Below are 14,872 nucleotides of genomic sequence, written 5' to 3'. Positions count from 1 at the left end.
TAATTTATGGTTTTAGAAAAGTTCTTCAAATTTTTCTTCTTCCGCCACTACTTCTACCGTTTGTAATACCATTGTTTCTTTGTTCGCTACAGCTTCATCGATTAATGGCGTGAAATCGTATTTCGCTTCAAAACGATTTGCTTTTTCACGTTTCGGCTTTGTCGCTGGGCTTGCTGGTGTGAATACAGTACAGCAATCTTCATATGGACGAATTGAAATATCATATGTGCCGATTTCTTCAGCGATTTTAATAATCTCTAATTTATCCATCGTAATAAGCGGACGAATAACTGGGTAGTTTGTTACTTCGTTAATCGTATGCATACTATCTAACGTTTGGCTTGCTACTTGTCCAAGACTTTCACCAGTCGTAATTGCAAGTGCGTTACGCTCCTCAGCAATACGTTCTGTAATACGCATCATCATACGGCGCATAACCGTCATTGAATAGCTAGATGGGATTTCTTTATTAATCGTTTTTTGCACTTCTGTAAACGGAACAAGGTGAAGCGTTACTCGTTTACAATACTTCGTTAACTCTTGCGCTAAATCGATTACTTTTTGTTTTGCACGCTCACTTGTGAAAGGTGGACTATGGAAGTGAACTGCTTCCACAGATACGCCGCGTTTCATCGTTAAGTACGCTGCTACTGGGCTATCAATACCACCAGAAAGAAGTACCATTACTTTTCCGCCAACGCCAACTGGTAAACCGCCAGCCCCCATACGCTCATCGCACATGATATAGCTATAGCCACTGCGGATCTCTACGCGTACATTTACATCTGGATTATGAACATCTACTGTAATATCTTCTGTGTTTTCTAGAATATGTCCGCCAATCTCAGGTAATAATTCCATCGTTCTCATTGGGAAATGCTTATAAGAACGGTGTACAGTAATTTTAAATGTTTTCACATCACCTTTTACTTGTAAGAAAGCTGCTAATGCACCTTCTTTAATGTCTTCTAATTCTGATGGTACTTTCATCGCTAAGTTAAATTTATGAATACCGAATACATCCTTCAATCTTTCAGAGACTGCTTCATGATCTTCACCATTTAACTGGATGTACATACGATCATGTGTTGCATCGATTTTAATATTTGGGAATTTTTTCAGTTTGAACTTCACGTTATCTTTTAATGTGCTTACAAACTTAGAACGGTTCTTACCTTTTGTCGTCATTTCTCCATAACGCACTAAAATATATTCATATTTCAACATAATTTCTTTACCTCATCACTTCATATAATTTTGGCATCGTCTCTTTTACAATACCTTCAAATTGTTTTACTTCTTCCATTGTGTTTTCTGGTGCCAAACTAATACGAATAGCGCATGCAGCTGCTGCATGCGGCACTCCCATTGACACTAACACTCTGCTCACTTCATTTGCTTTTGAAGAACAAGCAGATTTCGTTGACACATATACACCGTGTTCTTCTAAAGCATGAACGACTACTTCTGGTTTTAAACCAACAAATGATACATTTAAAATGTGCGGTGCTGCATAGGCAAGCGACGTGTTAATCGTTACATCTTCCATCTCTTTAAAGAAACGAACAAGCTCTGCTTGTAAACTTTGCAAATGAGCTACCTTTTCTTTCACTTGTTCCATTGTCATGCGAAGTGCTTTCACCATCGCTACAATGCCAGGTAAATTCTCTGTACCAGAGCGATACTTAAGCTCTTGTTGACCACCTGATAAAATTGGATCTAATCTTACGCCATCGCGTACATAGAGAAGACCCGTTCCTTTTACACTGTGGAATTTATGTCCAGATATTGAGCAAAGATCAATATGAGAAGCATATAAATCAAGCGGTACTTTTCCTATCCCTTGCACATGATCTACATGGAATCTTATTTTCGGATGATTCGATAATAACGTTCCAATTTCAGCAACGGGCTGAATTGCTCCAGTTTCGTTGTTCACATGAATAATTGACACAAGAATCGTATCTTCACGAAGTGCTCGTTTCACATCTTCTACCGATACAACCCCATGCTCGTTAACCGGTAAATATGTTACATCAAACCCGAGTTCTTCTAATTGCTTATATGCCTCAAACACAGACGCGTGTTCAATATTTGTTGTAATGATATGTTTGCCGCGCGAACGATTCCTCATCGCTATCCCTTTAATCGCAAGGTTATTCCCTTCCGTTCCACCTGATGTGAAAATAATTTCAGAAGGTTTAACACGAAGAAGCTGCGCTGCAATCGTTCTTGATTGTGTTAATAGACGCTCTGCCTCTCCTCCAAGCGAATGAATAGAAGAAGGATTACCAAAATATTTCCCAGCAACCGTCACGTATGATTGAAGAGCTTCTGGATATGGCTTCGTCGTCGCACTATTATCAAAATAGATCATCGTTCTTCCCCTTTCAGCGCTATCACATCGTATAATCATATCATAAATACGTGTCATTACGCTAAGACTACGCAAAGGTTCCGTTTTATCTCGATTGGTGAAGACTAATAATTGGCGAGGATGCCCTCTATTACAGTTTCACTTTATCCCGCGTTAACGGGCAATAAGACTCTCACCTCAAAATCCAGTTAGAGCAAAGAAGTTAGATGGGAGATTAACTGCCCGTAAATGCCCGATTGGTGAAGGCTAGTAATCAGTGGGGATGAATCCTCCCACCGATTACAGTTTCACTTTATTTTGAAACGAATAACCTTGCTGTATTCCGCTATTCATTATAGCAACATCGCCTGCAAAATTACATAAAAAAACAAACCCTTTTATGAAAGGGTTTGTTCATTGTCTACATATTCAGCTATTTTTTGAACAACGCCAGGTTCAAGTTGCTCTAATACTGAAGCCGCTTGTTCTAAAGCTGCATCGTATTGGTATTCACGGAATAATTTCTCAGCATAATTTAAACTTTCTGCTAGGTTTTCATCATGACTGCGGTAACGGTTACCGTACTGAATTAATTTTTCCACTAAATATGCTTGTCCAATTAACTCTTCTGTCATTTCAGCTACATCGTTCACAGTTGTATATGCTTCTTCTAAACTGCTATTTACAGCGTTCATATTTAACGGCTTCACTTCTAATTGTTCATATACAGCTTGCATTGCCATTTGCCCTCTTTTTAAATCTTCCATAATACTCTCTGGAAGACCTGGCAAATTCGACTTTTGCATAAAGCGTTTCGTTTCGAAAATAGTATTTCGCATTTCTTGTAACTTCTCACGCGCTTCAAATTCTTCTTTACGCATCGCTTGCAGCATTTCTTTATATTCTGCATGAAGTACTTTTAACGTTTCACATTGCTCATAAACCTCTTCTAGTTCCTCACGAATAATAGAGAAGGCAATATCTTGTTCAGCAACGCGTAATTGCAACATTTCAAAACGTTTCGTTAAAATGTGCATTTGCTTTTCAATTACTTTTTGAGACTCAATATCCTTATCTTGCAATTGATAGCTTTGTTTCACAAGTTGTGTTTCTGTTTTCGTTTCAATCGTTTCGATGCGCATTTCTTCTAAGTCATCATAAACAGAAAGTGTTTTTTGCTCCACATAATGTCTCGCATGTACTTCTTGTTCCAGCTGATCGTAGAACCCATCTAAACGTGTTTTTAAGTTTTCTACTTTTTCAGCCGCTTCTGTTATATGAAGCTCCTGTATATCCATTAAACATGTTTGTAGTTGTTTCGTCATATCGCGAACTTCTTTAGGGACTTCCAAATAATCTAATACATAACCTTGTCTTACCATATCATTATGTCCGTGTAATAAATCTTCCAGTTGAACTGGTAACGTCGCTTGACACTCTACCAATAAATCTGGAATTTGGTGAATAATGATTTCTAAATCTGCTAAACCTTCTTCCAAACTAATAACAATTTCTCTCGCTTTTAAATAGTCGCCATTGTTTGTTGCTTCTTCAAAGGTTTTAAATTTCTCAGATTCAGCGTCTAACATCTCTTCGATTTTCTGCTCTGCTGCTCCATACATATGTCTATGAGCAAGAACACTCTTTTTCATACTACGATATGTATCACGTAACCCTTCAATTTCCGAGCTATTTTTCTCATGGCTTTCTAACAATTGCTGTAATTCATTTAAAATGTCCGTAATACGATTATCAGCGTCATCTAAACCACTTATGGATTCGTTCATCGCATGCTTTGCTTTTCGGAAGGAGAATTGCGAGGCGAATTTTCGCGCTTGCGCTAAATCTTTGTCAGCTTTCGGAAGGGTTGTTGATACAATTTCATCCCATTCTTCACGCCATTTACCAAACAGTTCTTCTGTTTGACCTGTCATGTTTAAATCTTTTACCCGTTTTAGTTCATCTGCCACAGGTTTATCTTTTATCTCTTGTTTCCACTGCTCCAGTGCTTCAATATCTTTATATGAACGATTTCTTATCACAAGCTCTATCATGAGCAGCACTAGAATAGAGCTTACTACAATGATAACGATCGTCAGGATAGAATCCATGCAAAAAAGCCTCCTAGTTATATCTCTTTTTTTGTCCGTTCCGTTTATGAAATGGAAGGCATTATGTATAAAAAGGGAATTCCCCTATATTTAACAACTAACAATGTACTAATCATACCATGTAATGGTTTGTTTTTGACCTAGTTTTTTTTAAAATTTCATGTTTCTTTCAATATGATTGTAATCTTTCTCAATATTCCGCCTACCTCACTACCTATCCTCAAATGATTGTAATAACAAACAATCTTTCGTATGGGATACGAAATAAATTTTCCGCATGAGTGGTGGTTCAACAGAAATTACATGTACATTTCCTTGCCTTACAGACTGCTCTACTGCCCTTTCTGGAAGTAACGTGATACCAAGGCCAGCTTTTACCATTGCAAGCATCGGTTCTGCGTAAGATGTTTCCACAGCTATAGTTGGTTTTACACCTATTTCATGAAACATGTTCATAATCATTTTCCTTACATCACATATTTCTGGATATACAATTAATTTTTCATTGTGCAGCTCTTCTATTTGAATGACTATCTTCTCTTTGTACGGATGATTAGTTGAAACGGCACAAACAATTTTCTCTTGTTGTACTTCTTTTATATACGTAGCCCCTTCTACTATTGAATCGATGAACATCGCGTCAATCTCCCGCGCTTTAAATAAATCTCTTAATACTTCCGTATGCCCGATTTGCCATTCCAATTCGAACTGATCACCTAATATATCTTTACATTCTGATATGTAATGCTCTGCTAAACTCGGTAGTATACCAATTGAAAATTTCTGGTTCTCTTGATATCCCCTCATTTCTGTTTTCACTTCATTTATTTGCTCCAAAATCGGTAGCATTCTTTTTATAAATAACTCTCCTGCCTCCGTTAACTCTACTCCTTGCGCAGAACGCTTAAGTAAAGTAACCTCTAAATCCGCTTCTAACTTTTGAATTTGTTTACTAAGCGCTGGTTGAGATATATGTAAAATCTTACTTGCCTTTGATAAACTTCGCGTATGCTTCACTTCAATAAACGATCGTACTGCCTCCAAATCCATCGTACACACCTCTAACAAAAAGTTATAACCGTTATAAGAAATCGCTATTTCCTCCTATAAACAATTACTCTTTATACTTATTTCATCAACTTACTATAACGAAATGTAAAGGGGAAAGATACTCTTGAACAAAAAACAAATGCTACTCGGATCCTTTCTATGCTTACTCGCCGTCACTGCCTGGGGATTTATGTTTCCTGTAATGGCAAATGCTCTGCAATTTATCGATCCGTTCTTCTTCACAACGATTCGCTATGGATCAGCAGCTATTATTTTTCTTATTTTGCTATTAATTACTGAAGGAAAGACTTCGCTCAGTTTAGAAAAAAGAACACTTTCTCTATTCTTTTACGGGACAGTCGGTTTCGCGGGGTATGGTTTTCTCGTTTTCTACGGACAACAACTTGCTGGACCTTCCGGAGCAATCCATGCAGCTATGATTCAATCCCTTATGCCACTGATTGCCTTATCACTGCAATGGATAACGAAAAATTGCCGCCCACAAAACTATACATTCCTTTGTATGTTCGTTGCATTACTTGGTGTTATGCTTGTCATTTCAAAAGGAAATATTCACTTATTATTTGGAGCTGCAAGCCACTTATCAACAAACATATTGATGCTATGCGGCGTTACTTGCTGGGTCATTTATACAAACGGGGGTGCTCGTTTTCAATCTTGGTCACCACTTAGGTACACGACATTAACTTGTTTATTTGGCTCCATTTCACTCATCGTTATTGTTACTTTCTTAACGTACACAAATATAGTTACTATGCCGTCACTGCATACAGTTGTGAGCGTTCGTTTTGAGCTCTTTTATATGTCGATTATCGCAGGCGTTATCGCTGTATTTTGCTGGAATATGGGAAATCGCTATATTTCATCTATTAACGGCATATTATTTATGAATTTAGTTCCTATCCTTGCACTGATCGGTTCTATCTTTCGAGGTTATACAGTCGATAAAATTGAAATCGCTGGAGCAGCATTAACAATTATCGCGCTATTATGTAACAATTTATGGAAAAGAAAAGTAAACATAAAAATCCCCACCTCAGTTCGTTAGGTGGGGATTCTTCACATATGAACAGCTCTTGGCCATTCATGGTACATATTCGCTTTACATAATGCTTGTTCCATCCATTGCTCAATCTCTTTCGTATACATTTCTATGAAAAATGTCTCAGATGGGAAAGAATGCAGTACTTCTGATATATATTGTGGATATAAAAACGGCATATTTATCATACCTTTTAATTGCGTCATAAACATTGTAAATGATACTTTCTGAAATTCTTGTTTCATTTGTCCTTGTCTAATCATTTGTTCTATATAATATCTTTCTTTAGAAAAATAAACGGTCATCACTTCACGAATTAATGTCGTATCAAGCGAAAGCTCTCGGTAGAAGAAACGTGTTAGTTCTCTATTTTCAAATTGATATCGTAAAATCCCGCGCACCATTTGCACCATCACATCTTTAGCCGACAAATACTCTCTCTGTTCAAACGACATTTCAATCACATGAATATATCCTTCTAAAAAATCAGTAATAAGCTGTTCTAATAAACCTTGCTTCCCAGCAAAATAATATGAAATATTCGCTACATTCACATCCGCTCGCTTTGCAATGTCTCGCACCGACGTTCCATCATAACCTTTCGTATTAAACAACGATATTGCCGCATCAATTACTTTTTGTTTCGTCTGCTTCATGCGCTCACTTCCCTTCAATGAACAGCTATAGTTTAAATTTCTTGACTTTTAAGACAAATTCCTTTAATTTTCTATCGACAAAGTCATGTGAAATACATCGTATTTTGCTAATATTTTACACATCTCGATAAAAAAGGAGCTGTTTCCATGTTTACTAAAGAAAGTTATGCAGGATCTCGCGTGCAGCAATATGAGACAGTAATTAAACAACTGGATGCGTTATTAACTGGCGAATCAAACGTAGTCGCAAACTTATCAAATGCGTCCGCATTATTAAACCAATTTTTAGATCGCGTTAATTGGGTTGGCTTTTACGTAACAGAAGGAACTCAGCTTGTTCTTGGACCGTTCCAAGGAATGCCTGCTTGCGTGCGCATTCCATTTGGACGAGGCGTTTGCGGCGTAGCAGCTGAAACGAAAACAACACAGCTTGTAGCAGACGTTCACCAATTCCCAGGTCACATCGCTTGCGATAGTGCTTCTAATTCAGAAATCGTTGTACCGATTGTGAAAGAAGGAGTTGTCATTGGTGTACTTGACATTGATAGTCCTGAAAAGAATCGTTTTGATGAAGTAGATCAGCGCTATTTAGAAAAGTTTGTGGAAACACTCCTAAAACATATGTAAAAAGAAAAGAGCGAGTTATCGATTTAGTACGTCCTGTACAAAACCGATAGCTCACTCTTTTTTATTGATTAACAGTAGATATTTTCTTTAATGCCTGCTCTAAATCAGAAGCGATATCCTCCCACGATTCTAAACCGACTGATAAGCGTATTAAATTATCGAAAATGCCCATTTCTTTTCTTAGTTCAGCTGGAATCGCAGCATGCGTCATCGTTGCTGGATGCTGAATTAACGTTTCTGTATCTCCTAAACTCACCGCAATTGTAATAAAGTGAAGATCATTAATAAACGCTTGCGTCTCTTCTTTTCCGCCTTTTACTGAAAAAGAAATAACACCGCCCCCTTGTTTCATTTGACGAGATGCTAACTCCCCTTCTGGATACCAAACACCTTCTACCGCATCATGTTTTCTTAAGAACGATACAATTTTTTCTGCATTATCACAATGACGATCCATTCTTACTGCTAACGTCTTTAACCCGCGTAATAATAACCACGCATCAAACGGCGCCATAATACCGCCGATATCCTTTCGCATCGGGCGAATCTTTTCAGCTAATGCTTTCGTTTTACAAATTGTTACGCCCGCTACAACGTCACCATGGCCTCCAATATATTTTGTCGCACTATGCACAACAGCGTCACAGCCAAGCTCAAGCGGTCTTTGTAAATAAGGTGAACAAAATGTATTATCAACAATAACAAGTAAGCCTTTTCGCTTCGCAACCCGAATCACTTGTTTTAAATCAATTAATTTCATTGTCGGATTAATTGGTGTTTCAACGAAAATAAGCTTTGTATTTGGGCGAATTTTATTTTCAATATCAACCTCTGTCTCCATATCACAAAACGAATGCGTAATCATAAATTTTTCTTCTAACACTTCTAAAAAACCGTACGTACACCCATATAATCCATTTGAACAAATAATATGATCTCCAGCCTTTAAAAAACCAATTAAAGTTGCTGAAATAGCTGCCATACCAGATCCGAAGGCAAGCGCCTCTTCTCCACCTTCTAACACCGCCATACGTTCTTCAAATAATTTCACAGTTGGATTTCCAAGCCGTGAGTAAATATAAGATGGATCCACTCCCGCAAAACTCGCCTCTCCTTGCTGCGCAGTTTCAAATGTAAATGTAGAAGTTTGAAATAAAGGTGGTGTTAAACTTCCTTTATGTTCCTCAGGTATATAACCGTGGTGAATTAACGCTGTCTCCATATGCTTCTTTTTCATAAAAACATCCCCCTTATGTTTTTATTGCCGCATATTCATCCATAAAAATTTGATGAACGTTTTCCTTCATTTTATGTAAGCGTTTTATTTGTGTTTCTATCTCTTCTTCTATATTGTTTTAAATTCCTTCTTATATTAATTTCCAAAATTTTTATGCATAAAACAAAAACGTACTCGCTTGACGAAACTCTGGGTAAAAGATATAATAGCGTTTGTGTAAAATAAAAAGGCAGCCTTGTAATGTGAGTTTATCGTTTGTATTTTGTTCCTCTACGGAGGTGTATCTCGTAACTCCCTGCTGCTGGAGCGAAGGTACATGAAAATAAAATGCCCGTAAATATCGATTACGTCTGTTTTTATTTTACGTAAATAAAAACATTTTTAAAGGAGGAGTCAACTATGGCTCGTTATACAGGTCCAGCTTGGAAACTGTCTCGTCGTCTTGGAATCTCTCTAAGCGGCACAGGAAAAGAATTAGAAAAACGCCCTTACGCACCAGGTCCTCACGGTCCTAACCAACGTAAGAAACTTTCAGAATACGGTTTACAATTACAAGAGAAACAAAAACTTCGTCACATGTACGGCATGACTGAGCGTCAATTCCGTCGCACATTTGACCAAGCAGGTAAAATGCCTGGTAAGCACGGCGAAAACTTCATGATCCTTCTTGAAGCTCGTCTTGACAACTTAGTTTACCGTATGGGCTTAGCTCGCACTCGTCGTGCAGCTCGCCAATTAGTAAACCACGGTCACATCATGGTTGATGGCGCTCGCGTAGATATCCCATCTTACCGTGTAAAACCTGGTCAAACTATCAGCGTTCGCGAAAAATCTAACAGCCTTGTTGTTGTTAAAGAAGCGATCGAAGTTAACAACTTCGTACCAGAATACTTAACTTTCGATGCTGACAAATTAGAAGCTACTTACACTCGTCACGCTGAGCGTTCTGAGTTACCAGCTGAAATCAACGAAGCATTAATCGTAGAGTTCTACTCTCGTTAATCTCGGTACTCTGAAAAGAGTCGTATTAAAAGCCTTAGGAACCTTGTTTATCAAGGAGCCTGGGCTTTTTTTATTTATCATTAATAATGCAAAATAAAGCATTAAAAAGTATGCACTTGGGGCTAAGTGGGGCTAGTTTGGGACAAAAAATATAATGGCTGGCGTGTGTATAGAAATGGATAAGTGCAAAAACAGATGATAAAAGGAGCTACTTATTTTGAAAGAAACATTCACCAAGATACCTCTTCATGTACAAGACTTTCAAGAATTAAAAATGTTATTAGACGAATTAGTACAAGATGAAATAATGTTCATAGAAGGTTTTTCTAAGTATTCTTTAGATATTTCTTCTAAAAAATCTAAAGTCACCATTAACCTTAGAAGCGAATTTTTCCCCGATCCATACTTGGCGATTACTGCTATAAACATTACACCAAGTAATCAAGGTAAGGGAAGTATTGTTATTGAATGGTTTAAAACATTCGCTAAAGAACAAGGCTTCGAACGATTAGTATTACAAGAAGTTATAACTGAAGAAGGTTACCACTTTGCATTAAAAAATGGCTTTTCAAAAAAACATAGTCCATACGAGGAACTATTTGGAAGACTAAACAGTTTTGACGGGGATTATGAACTACATTTAACGTAAAGAATTAAGATAACAAGTGAACGAATATTTTTCGTAGCCGTTCACTTTTCGTCTTAACGATTTAACTAACATCATCAATTACCTCCAGTTTTGCTCATATAACCACCATCACCATAAAACAATAAAAAGTCACACTCATTTGAATATGACTAAATTAAATCTTTTATTAACTCATCTTCCACTTCAATATATTCATCAAGTAACTTCCATATAGACCGCTTATTTTTCTCAGCATCTTTTTCAAAATTACTTCTTTCTGTTTCATTCGATGAATCTAAAAAAGAAGTGCACCAAAAAATATACTCATTACAATTTTCTCTTAACTTTTTTGCAGAACGATTCTCTCTATCTAAATTAATCCAAATAAAGGGTTTATGATTCAATAATTGAAAATATATTTTTTGTTTTTCATTTTCCTCTTTTTCCTTAAAACCTCTTCTGCCCAAATCAAGAACTTCCGTAATATGTTTCATTAAATCATTTTGCATTCTTCGTTTCTCAGATAATTCCACAGCTATTCTGCGATCTTTCTTTTTGTTTTGATTTAATGTGATAGCATTATAAATTGACACAGCTAAAGTAAATACGGCTATACCTAACGTAATAATTTTAATCCAATCCATTTTCTCCCTCCTTATACTCTAATTAAATATTATCACATAAGGTTATCAAGATATATAAGGACTATACATCACACTAATTTACACAGCATCAATAACACAATCAAATTGTGATATAATGGTTTATATGGAATATTAAATACAAATTCTTAAAGGAGGATATATAAGTTATATGTCGTTTACCGAAATTGCTGATATCGCTAAAATTGTAGGTGCAGTTGTAGGAGTATGGGGGATCATAAAAGGATTCAGTTCATTCTACATGGAATCTTCCACCGCTAATGAATTCGATCAATTATTTAAGGACAAAGTTACACGAAAACAAATAAACATTTTTTCCTTTTGCCAGGACATTTTTATTATTGCATTGTCACTATTCATTTTACCTGCATCCTATTTCAAGTTCTTTATGCCTAATCTAATAACCAATTATGCATTTATTTTAGAACCATTGTATAAACTGAGCTTTATATTATTTACTTTGCTCTTTTTAATTCTTTTACCAATAAGTCTTTTACCAATAAAACCTTTAAAAATTAATTGGTTCACCCAATCTATAAAATGGCTTTCCATAATTCACATGTTTAGTTTTATGTTTTCTTATTGGTGCTTTTTCCATGTAAATATCCCTCAGAGTAATAAATACAATTTAATACTCTTCATTATCATCATTCCTTTATTTATGGGCTTTTTTTATCTATATTTAAACAAACAATTCAATAAAAATTCTCCACCACAATATCTTATGGAAATCATAAGTGAAGAAGAAATAGCAAAATTACAACTAATACATAATTTTATCATCGATGATAAAAGAAGTGTATTCCACGAAAAGTTCAAAGAAGAAGATGGACCTTTTTATGTATGTGATTTTTCATCCGAAGTTTATTTAAAATACACAAAGATGAAAACAAGAAAAACTTCTTCATCCAAAATGTAACCAACCAAAAGGAGCATCCATTAGAGGTGCTCTTTCATAAAAAAACATTTTCAACTTCGTTTCTTCACTTGGTGGATTATCTAATATAGTTCGTTCTTTTCTTTCTATAAGCTCTTCCCTTTCATTCATGAGATTTTTCACCCCTTTATAAGTGAGTATCGTACACAACTTACCATCTTCCACAACAACTTTTCTGTCATAATCCGCTAGGATTTCCTCACGATTTATTCTTTCTACTTTTTCACCAACTCCCTAATATCCAGCAAGAAGCAGCAATTCAGAATACCCTTGTGGAATCGGTAATTCATAACCATCTAATGTTAATTTATTTACCTCAATACCTTCTCTAATTATCATCGAATCATCCTTCCCATTGGAATATGGATAAGTTCGCTTTGAGGTATATTACTACCTCTAATAAACTCATTGCAATGTAACATTTACAGTTCTCTCCTTAAATTGGTATCATTTACTTATTAAAGGGGGGAGATTTTTGAGTTTAAATATGTATCTAGGGGAAGTACATACCCAAACACAAAGTATGAATGCTGTATGTACCGCTACCATTCAAGGTATGGAACAAGCTATTCAGTCGATTGATGCTTTTGCAATTGATACTGTTCTACAAGGACAAACATATAGCAGTGCAAAATCATTTTTTGTACAAACCTTTCGACCTCTGGCACAAGGAATCATTTATTTGTGCGAAGAATTAATTCGTCAGAATGATGCTTTTCCAAATCAATTTCAATCACAAGTCGCTTCTACAGATGTAATTGAACAAGAGATATTAGAACAAATTCGGGAAATTGACCGAATGATAGCAAGTACAGAAGCGCTCAACCAAACTATGCCGATCCCAGGTATGGACGCTATGGTAAATCTTTTTACTGTCATGAGGCAAAAACTGCAAGAAAAATTAGAACATCTATATGAATTTAATTATACTTCTAGTAATAATTATGATACTGCACTCCAACTAGCCGCTAGCATTGCGACAGGTTTGGCGGAAGTTCAAAGTGGAAAAGGTTTTAGTCCTGCAAGTGGTACATTTAGTACGCAAGGGTTGAATATGGAGTGGACGGGTCCTATTCAAGCAATTACAGAAGAAAAAAAACGAAAAGCTGATCATTTAATTACAGATGGAGAAATGTGCGGTAGGCTAGAAGAAACATATGCGATTAAAAAAGCTTGGGGCGATAAGGTAGACAGTGTAGTTAAAATGTTCGAAACAGTAAAAAAGATATGGAATGGTACTGTAATCGGAACAGGGAAATCTGTTGAAGATGCAATCAAGTCCATGGAAACTTTAAGTAATATGAATATAAGGAATATGGATATAGAAACTTTTATTAATGTTACATATGCGATTTTACATTTGGATGAAACGGCGAAAAATATGTGGCATACATTTTCAAGTACCGTGAAACGAGATATGATAAATGGAGATGCAGAGAGCCGTACGCAATGGATTACTTATGCATTAACCCAAATAGGTATTGGTCTAATCGCCGACAAGGGATTAGGTAGAGCAGGACTTGTTATAAAAGGAGTAAAAGCATCAAGTGGAGCAAGTACATTAACAAAAGGAGTAACACTAATAAAAGAAATGAAGCACGCATCTGAGATTTTACAATCTTTTAAGAAAGATGTTTCTTATGCTTTCTCTGGTGGAACTATCATAACCAAGATACCTCAAAGCGAATTGAATCAAGCCTACTATAATTTTGCAAAGACTACGATTTCAAGTGCACAAAAAAGAAATTCTCCAGGAACAGTAACTTCAAGTTTTAATCTTGAACGAAGTTTAGGGACTCAAAAGAAACTAATGTATAATAAAGGTTCAATTGGTGTTATTCCACAAGAAATTCGAAATAAGCTAATTAGAAAAAATTTCAACTCCTTTGATGATTTTAGAAAAGAGTTTTGGAAAACAGTTGCTGATTCAGACTATGCGACAGAATTTAACCAAAGAAATATAAACCTTATGAAAGAGGGTAAAGCTCCATTCGCTCCATTATCTGAGAAGTATGGTCAGCACAATCAATATATTTTGCACCATAAACAACCAATTCACCAGGGTGGAGATGTGTACAATCTCGATAACTTAATAATTGTTTCTCCTAAAATGCATCAAAATGTTTTAGATCGTTCATATCATTTCGGTAAAAAAGGTTAATGATTATGAAAGGATGGTTAGTATGACACTCAAAATGACAAAAGAAGAACTTATTGAACTTGTAACAAAGATTTGTAATCCTAAATTACCTGAAGAAGAACTTAATGAATACGTAAACCAATTTAATAATAGCGGTGTACCTCATCCCGCTCCAAGTGATATAATCTTTTGGGATTTTAGGGATTTAACACCGGAAGAAATAGTAGAGATTGCATTAAATTACAAAGAAGAAGAAAACTAAAACATGTAAATAATAAGCCGCCCCGAAAAAATGAAGTGACCCCCGAAAGTTAGACAGGTCGTTTCATTAGGCAGCCTCTAGGGTATGAGCCCGGTATTGTACTGGGCTCATACCCTTTAATTTTGCCTTAATTCTTTTATG

The 14,872-nt window shown here is 36.0% G+C and carries 16 protein-coding genes and 1 pseudogene; 7 read left to right on the top strand and 10 right to left on the bottom strand.

What is annotated here, in order from left to right; genetic code table 11:
• Positions 1-12: 12 nt before the first annotated feature.
• The 4 genes from thiI to ACTFRH_RS24900 form a co-directional block, all read right to left on the bottom strand.
• Positions 13-1,227: a tRNA uracil 4-sulfurtransferase ThiI gene (gene thiI, locus ACTFRH_RS24915; RefSeq protein WP_000922337.1), complete on the bottom strand. Its 1,215-nt coding sequence runs from the start codon at positions 1,225-1,227 to the stop codon at positions 13-15.
• Positions 1,228-1,234: 7 nt separating this feature from the next.
• Complete coding sequence (locus tag ACTFRH_RS24910) at positions 1,235-2,377, bottom strand: cysteine desulfurase family protein (RefSeq protein WP_000638989.1); 1,143 nt, start codon at positions 2,375-2,377, stop codon at positions 1,235-1,237.
• A gap of 377 nt (positions 2,378-2,754) precedes the next feature.
• Positions 2,755-4,467 (bottom strand): septation ring formation regulator EzrA, encoded by a 1,713-nt coding sequence (ezrA, locus tag ACTFRH_RS24905; protein WP_000377300.1) that lies wholly within the window; start codon positions 4,465-4,467, stop codon positions 2,755-2,757.
• 210 nt (positions 4,468-4,677) lie between these two features.
• Positions 4,678-5,517 (bottom strand): LysR family transcriptional regulator, encoded by an 840-nt coding sequence (locus tag ACTFRH_RS24900; RefSeq protein ID WP_000362522.1) that lies wholly within the window; start codon positions 5,515-5,517, stop codon positions 4,678-4,680.
• A gap of 124 nt (positions 5,518-5,641) precedes the next feature.
• On the opposite strand from ACTFRH_RS24900, the gene ACTFRH_RS24895 reads away from it, so the two are divergent.
• The gene (locus ACTFRH_RS24895; protein WP_033703148.1) at positions 5,642-6,586 is read left to right on the top strand and encodes a DMT family transporter; all 945 of its coding nucleotides are present in this window, start codon (positions 5,642-5,644) and stop codon (positions 6,584-6,586) included.
• 11 nt (positions 6,587-6,597) lie between these two features.
• Here the strand turns inward: ACTFRH_RS24895 and refZ are convergent, their stop codons facing one another.
• Positions 6,598-7,236 (bottom strand): forespore capture DNA-binding protein RefZ, encoded by a 639-nt coding sequence (gene refZ / locus ACTFRH_RS24890; protein ID WP_000814921.1) that lies wholly within the window; start codon positions 7,234-7,236, stop codon positions 6,598-6,600.
• Positions 7,237-7,383: 147 nt separating this feature from the next.
• Between refZ and ACTFRH_RS24885 the strand changes: the two genes are divergently transcribed.
• Complete coding sequence (locus tag ACTFRH_RS24885; protein ID WP_000494343.1) at positions 7,384-7,863, top strand: GAF domain-containing protein; 480 nt, start codon at positions 7,384-7,386, stop codon at positions 7,861-7,863.
• Positions 7,864-7,924: 61 nt separating this feature from the next.
• On the opposite strand, the gene megL is transcribed toward ACTFRH_RS24885, so the two are convergent.
• Positions 7,925-9,100 carry a methionine gamma-lyase gene (megL, locus tag ACTFRH_RS24880; protein ID WP_000726560.1) on the bottom strand — a complete coding sequence of 392 codons (1,176 nt, stop codon included), beginning with the start codon at positions 9,098-9,100 and terminating at the stop codon, positions 7,925-7,927.
• A 399-nt stretch (positions 9,101-9,499) separates the two neighbouring features.
• Here megL and rpsD point away from each other — a divergent pair, with 399 nt between their 5' ends.
• Complete coding sequence (gene rpsD, locus ACTFRH_RS24875) at positions 9,500-10,102, top strand: 30S ribosomal protein S4 (protein WP_000135317.1); 603 nt, start codon at positions 9,500-9,502, stop codon at positions 10,100-10,102.
• 217 nt (positions 10,103-10,319) lie between these two features.
• Complete coding sequence (locus ACTFRH_RS24870) at positions 10,320-10,751, top strand: hypothetical protein (protein WP_000665263.1); 432 nt, start codon at positions 10,320-10,322, stop codon at positions 10,749-10,751.
• 149 nt (positions 10,752-10,900) lie between these two features.
• Here ACTFRH_RS24870 and ACTFRH_RS24865 read toward each other — a convergent pair whose 3' ends face one another.
• Positions 10,901-11,374 carry a hypothetical protein gene (locus tag ACTFRH_RS24865; protein WP_000383807.1) on the bottom strand — a complete coding sequence of 158 codons (474 nt, stop codon included), beginning with the start codon at positions 11,372-11,374 and terminating at the stop codon, positions 10,901-10,903.
• 169 nt (positions 11,375-11,543) lie between these two features.
• Between ACTFRH_RS24865 and ACTFRH_RS24860 the strand changes: the two genes are divergently transcribed.
• Positions 11,544-12,311, top strand: coding sequence for a hypothetical protein (locus ACTFRH_RS24860; RefSeq protein ID WP_000010972.1), 768 nt, complete (start codon positions 11,544-11,546; stop codon positions 12,309-12,311).
• Here ACTFRH_RS24860 and ACTFRH_RS24855 read toward each other — a convergent pair.
• Both ACTFRH_RS24855 and ACTFRH_RS24850 read right to left on the bottom strand, forming a co-directional pair.
• Positions 12,297-12,440, bottom strand: coding sequence for a hypothetical protein (locus ACTFRH_RS24855; protein WP_167913536.1), 144 nt, complete (start codon positions 12,438-12,440; stop codon positions 12,297-12,299). The two genes, ACTFRH_RS24860 and ACTFRH_RS24855, sit on opposite strands and share 15 nt — an antisense overlap.
• A 6-nt stretch (positions 12,441-12,446) precedes the next feature.
• Positions 12,447-12,668: pseudogene (locus tag ACTFRH_RS24850) on the bottom strand (hypothetical protein); the annotation flags it as partial.
• Positions 12,669-12,804: 136 nt separating this feature from the next.
• Between ACTFRH_RS24850 and ACTFRH_RS24845 the strand changes: the two are divergent.
• Together ACTFRH_RS24845 and ACTFRH_RS24840 are read left to right on the top strand one after the other, a co-directional pair.
• Entirely contained in the window at positions 12,805-14,490 is a 1,686-nt protein-coding gene (locus ACTFRH_RS24845; protein ID WP_000056028.1) for a T7SS effector LXG polymorphic toxin, read from the top strand.
• A gap of 22 nt (positions 14,491-14,512) precedes the next feature.
• A complete protein-coding gene (locus ACTFRH_RS24840) occupies positions 14,513-14,731 on the top strand; it encodes a bacteriocin immunity protein (protein WP_000172895.1) in 219 nt (72 codons plus the stop codon).
• Between the two features lie 66 nt (positions 14,732-14,797).
• On the opposite strand, the gene ACTFRH_RS24835 is transcribed toward ACTFRH_RS24840, so the two are convergent.
• Positions 14,798-14,872 (bottom strand): IS3 family transposase (locus ACTFRH_RS24835; RefSeq protein ID WP_142309144.1); only part of this gene is annotated, 75 nt, incomplete at its 5' end.

Origin of the sequence: Bacillus cereus group sp. MYBK216-1 (assembly GCF_051916495.1) — a bacterium.
In the GTDB taxonomy this organism is placed as follows: Bacteria; Bacillota; Bacilli; order Bacillales; family Bacillaceae_G; genus Bacillus_A; species Bacillus_A thuringiensis_K.
This window is presented reverse-complemented; position numbering and strand designations above follow the sequence as displayed.

Coding starts and splice junctions, on each gene's coding strand:
- thiI (WP_000922337.1), bottom strand. CDS start 1,227: ATGTTGAAATATGAATATATTTTAGTGCGTTATGGAGAAATGACGACA.
- ACTFRH_RS24910 (WP_000638989.1), bottom strand. CDS start 2,377: ATGATCTATTTTGATAATAGTGCGACGACGAAGCCATATCCAGAAGCT.
- ezrA (WP_000377300.1), bottom strand. CDS start 4,467: ATGGATTCTATCCTGACGATCGTTATCATTGTAGTAAGCTCTATTCTA.
- ACTFRH_RS24900 (WP_000362522.1), bottom strand. CDS start 5,517: ATGGATTTGGAGGCAGTACGATCGTTTATTGAAGTGAAGCATACGCGA.
- refZ (WP_000814921.1), bottom strand. CDS start 7,236: ATGAAGCAGACGAAACAAAAAGTAATTGATGCGGCAATATCGTTGTTT.
- ACTFRH_RS24885 (WP_000494343.1), top strand. CDS start 7,384: ATGTTTACTAAAGAAAGTTATGCAGGATCTCGCGTGCAGCAATATGAG.
- megL (WP_000726560.1), bottom strand. CDS start 9,100: ATGAAAAAGAAGCATATGGAGACAGCGTTAATTCACCACGGTTATATA.
- rpsD (WP_000135317.1), top strand. CDS start 9,500: ATGGCTCGTTATACAGGTCCAGCTTGGAAACTGTCTCGTCGTCTTGGA.
- ACTFRH_RS24865 (WP_000383807.1), bottom strand. CDS start 11,374: ATGGATTGGATTAAAATTATTACGTTAGGTATAGCCGTATTTACTTTA.
- ACTFRH_RS24860 (WP_000010972.1), top strand. CDS start 11,544: ATGTCGTTTACCGAAATTGCTGATATCGCTAAAATTGTAGGTGCAGTT.
- ACTFRH_RS24855 (WP_167913536.1), bottom strand. CDS start 12,440: ATGAATGAAAGGGAAGAGCTTATAGAAAGAAAAGAACGAACTATATTA.
- ACTFRH_RS24840 (WP_000172895.1), top strand. CDS start 14,513: ATGACACTCAAAATGACAAAAGAAGAACTTATTGAACTTGTAACAAAG.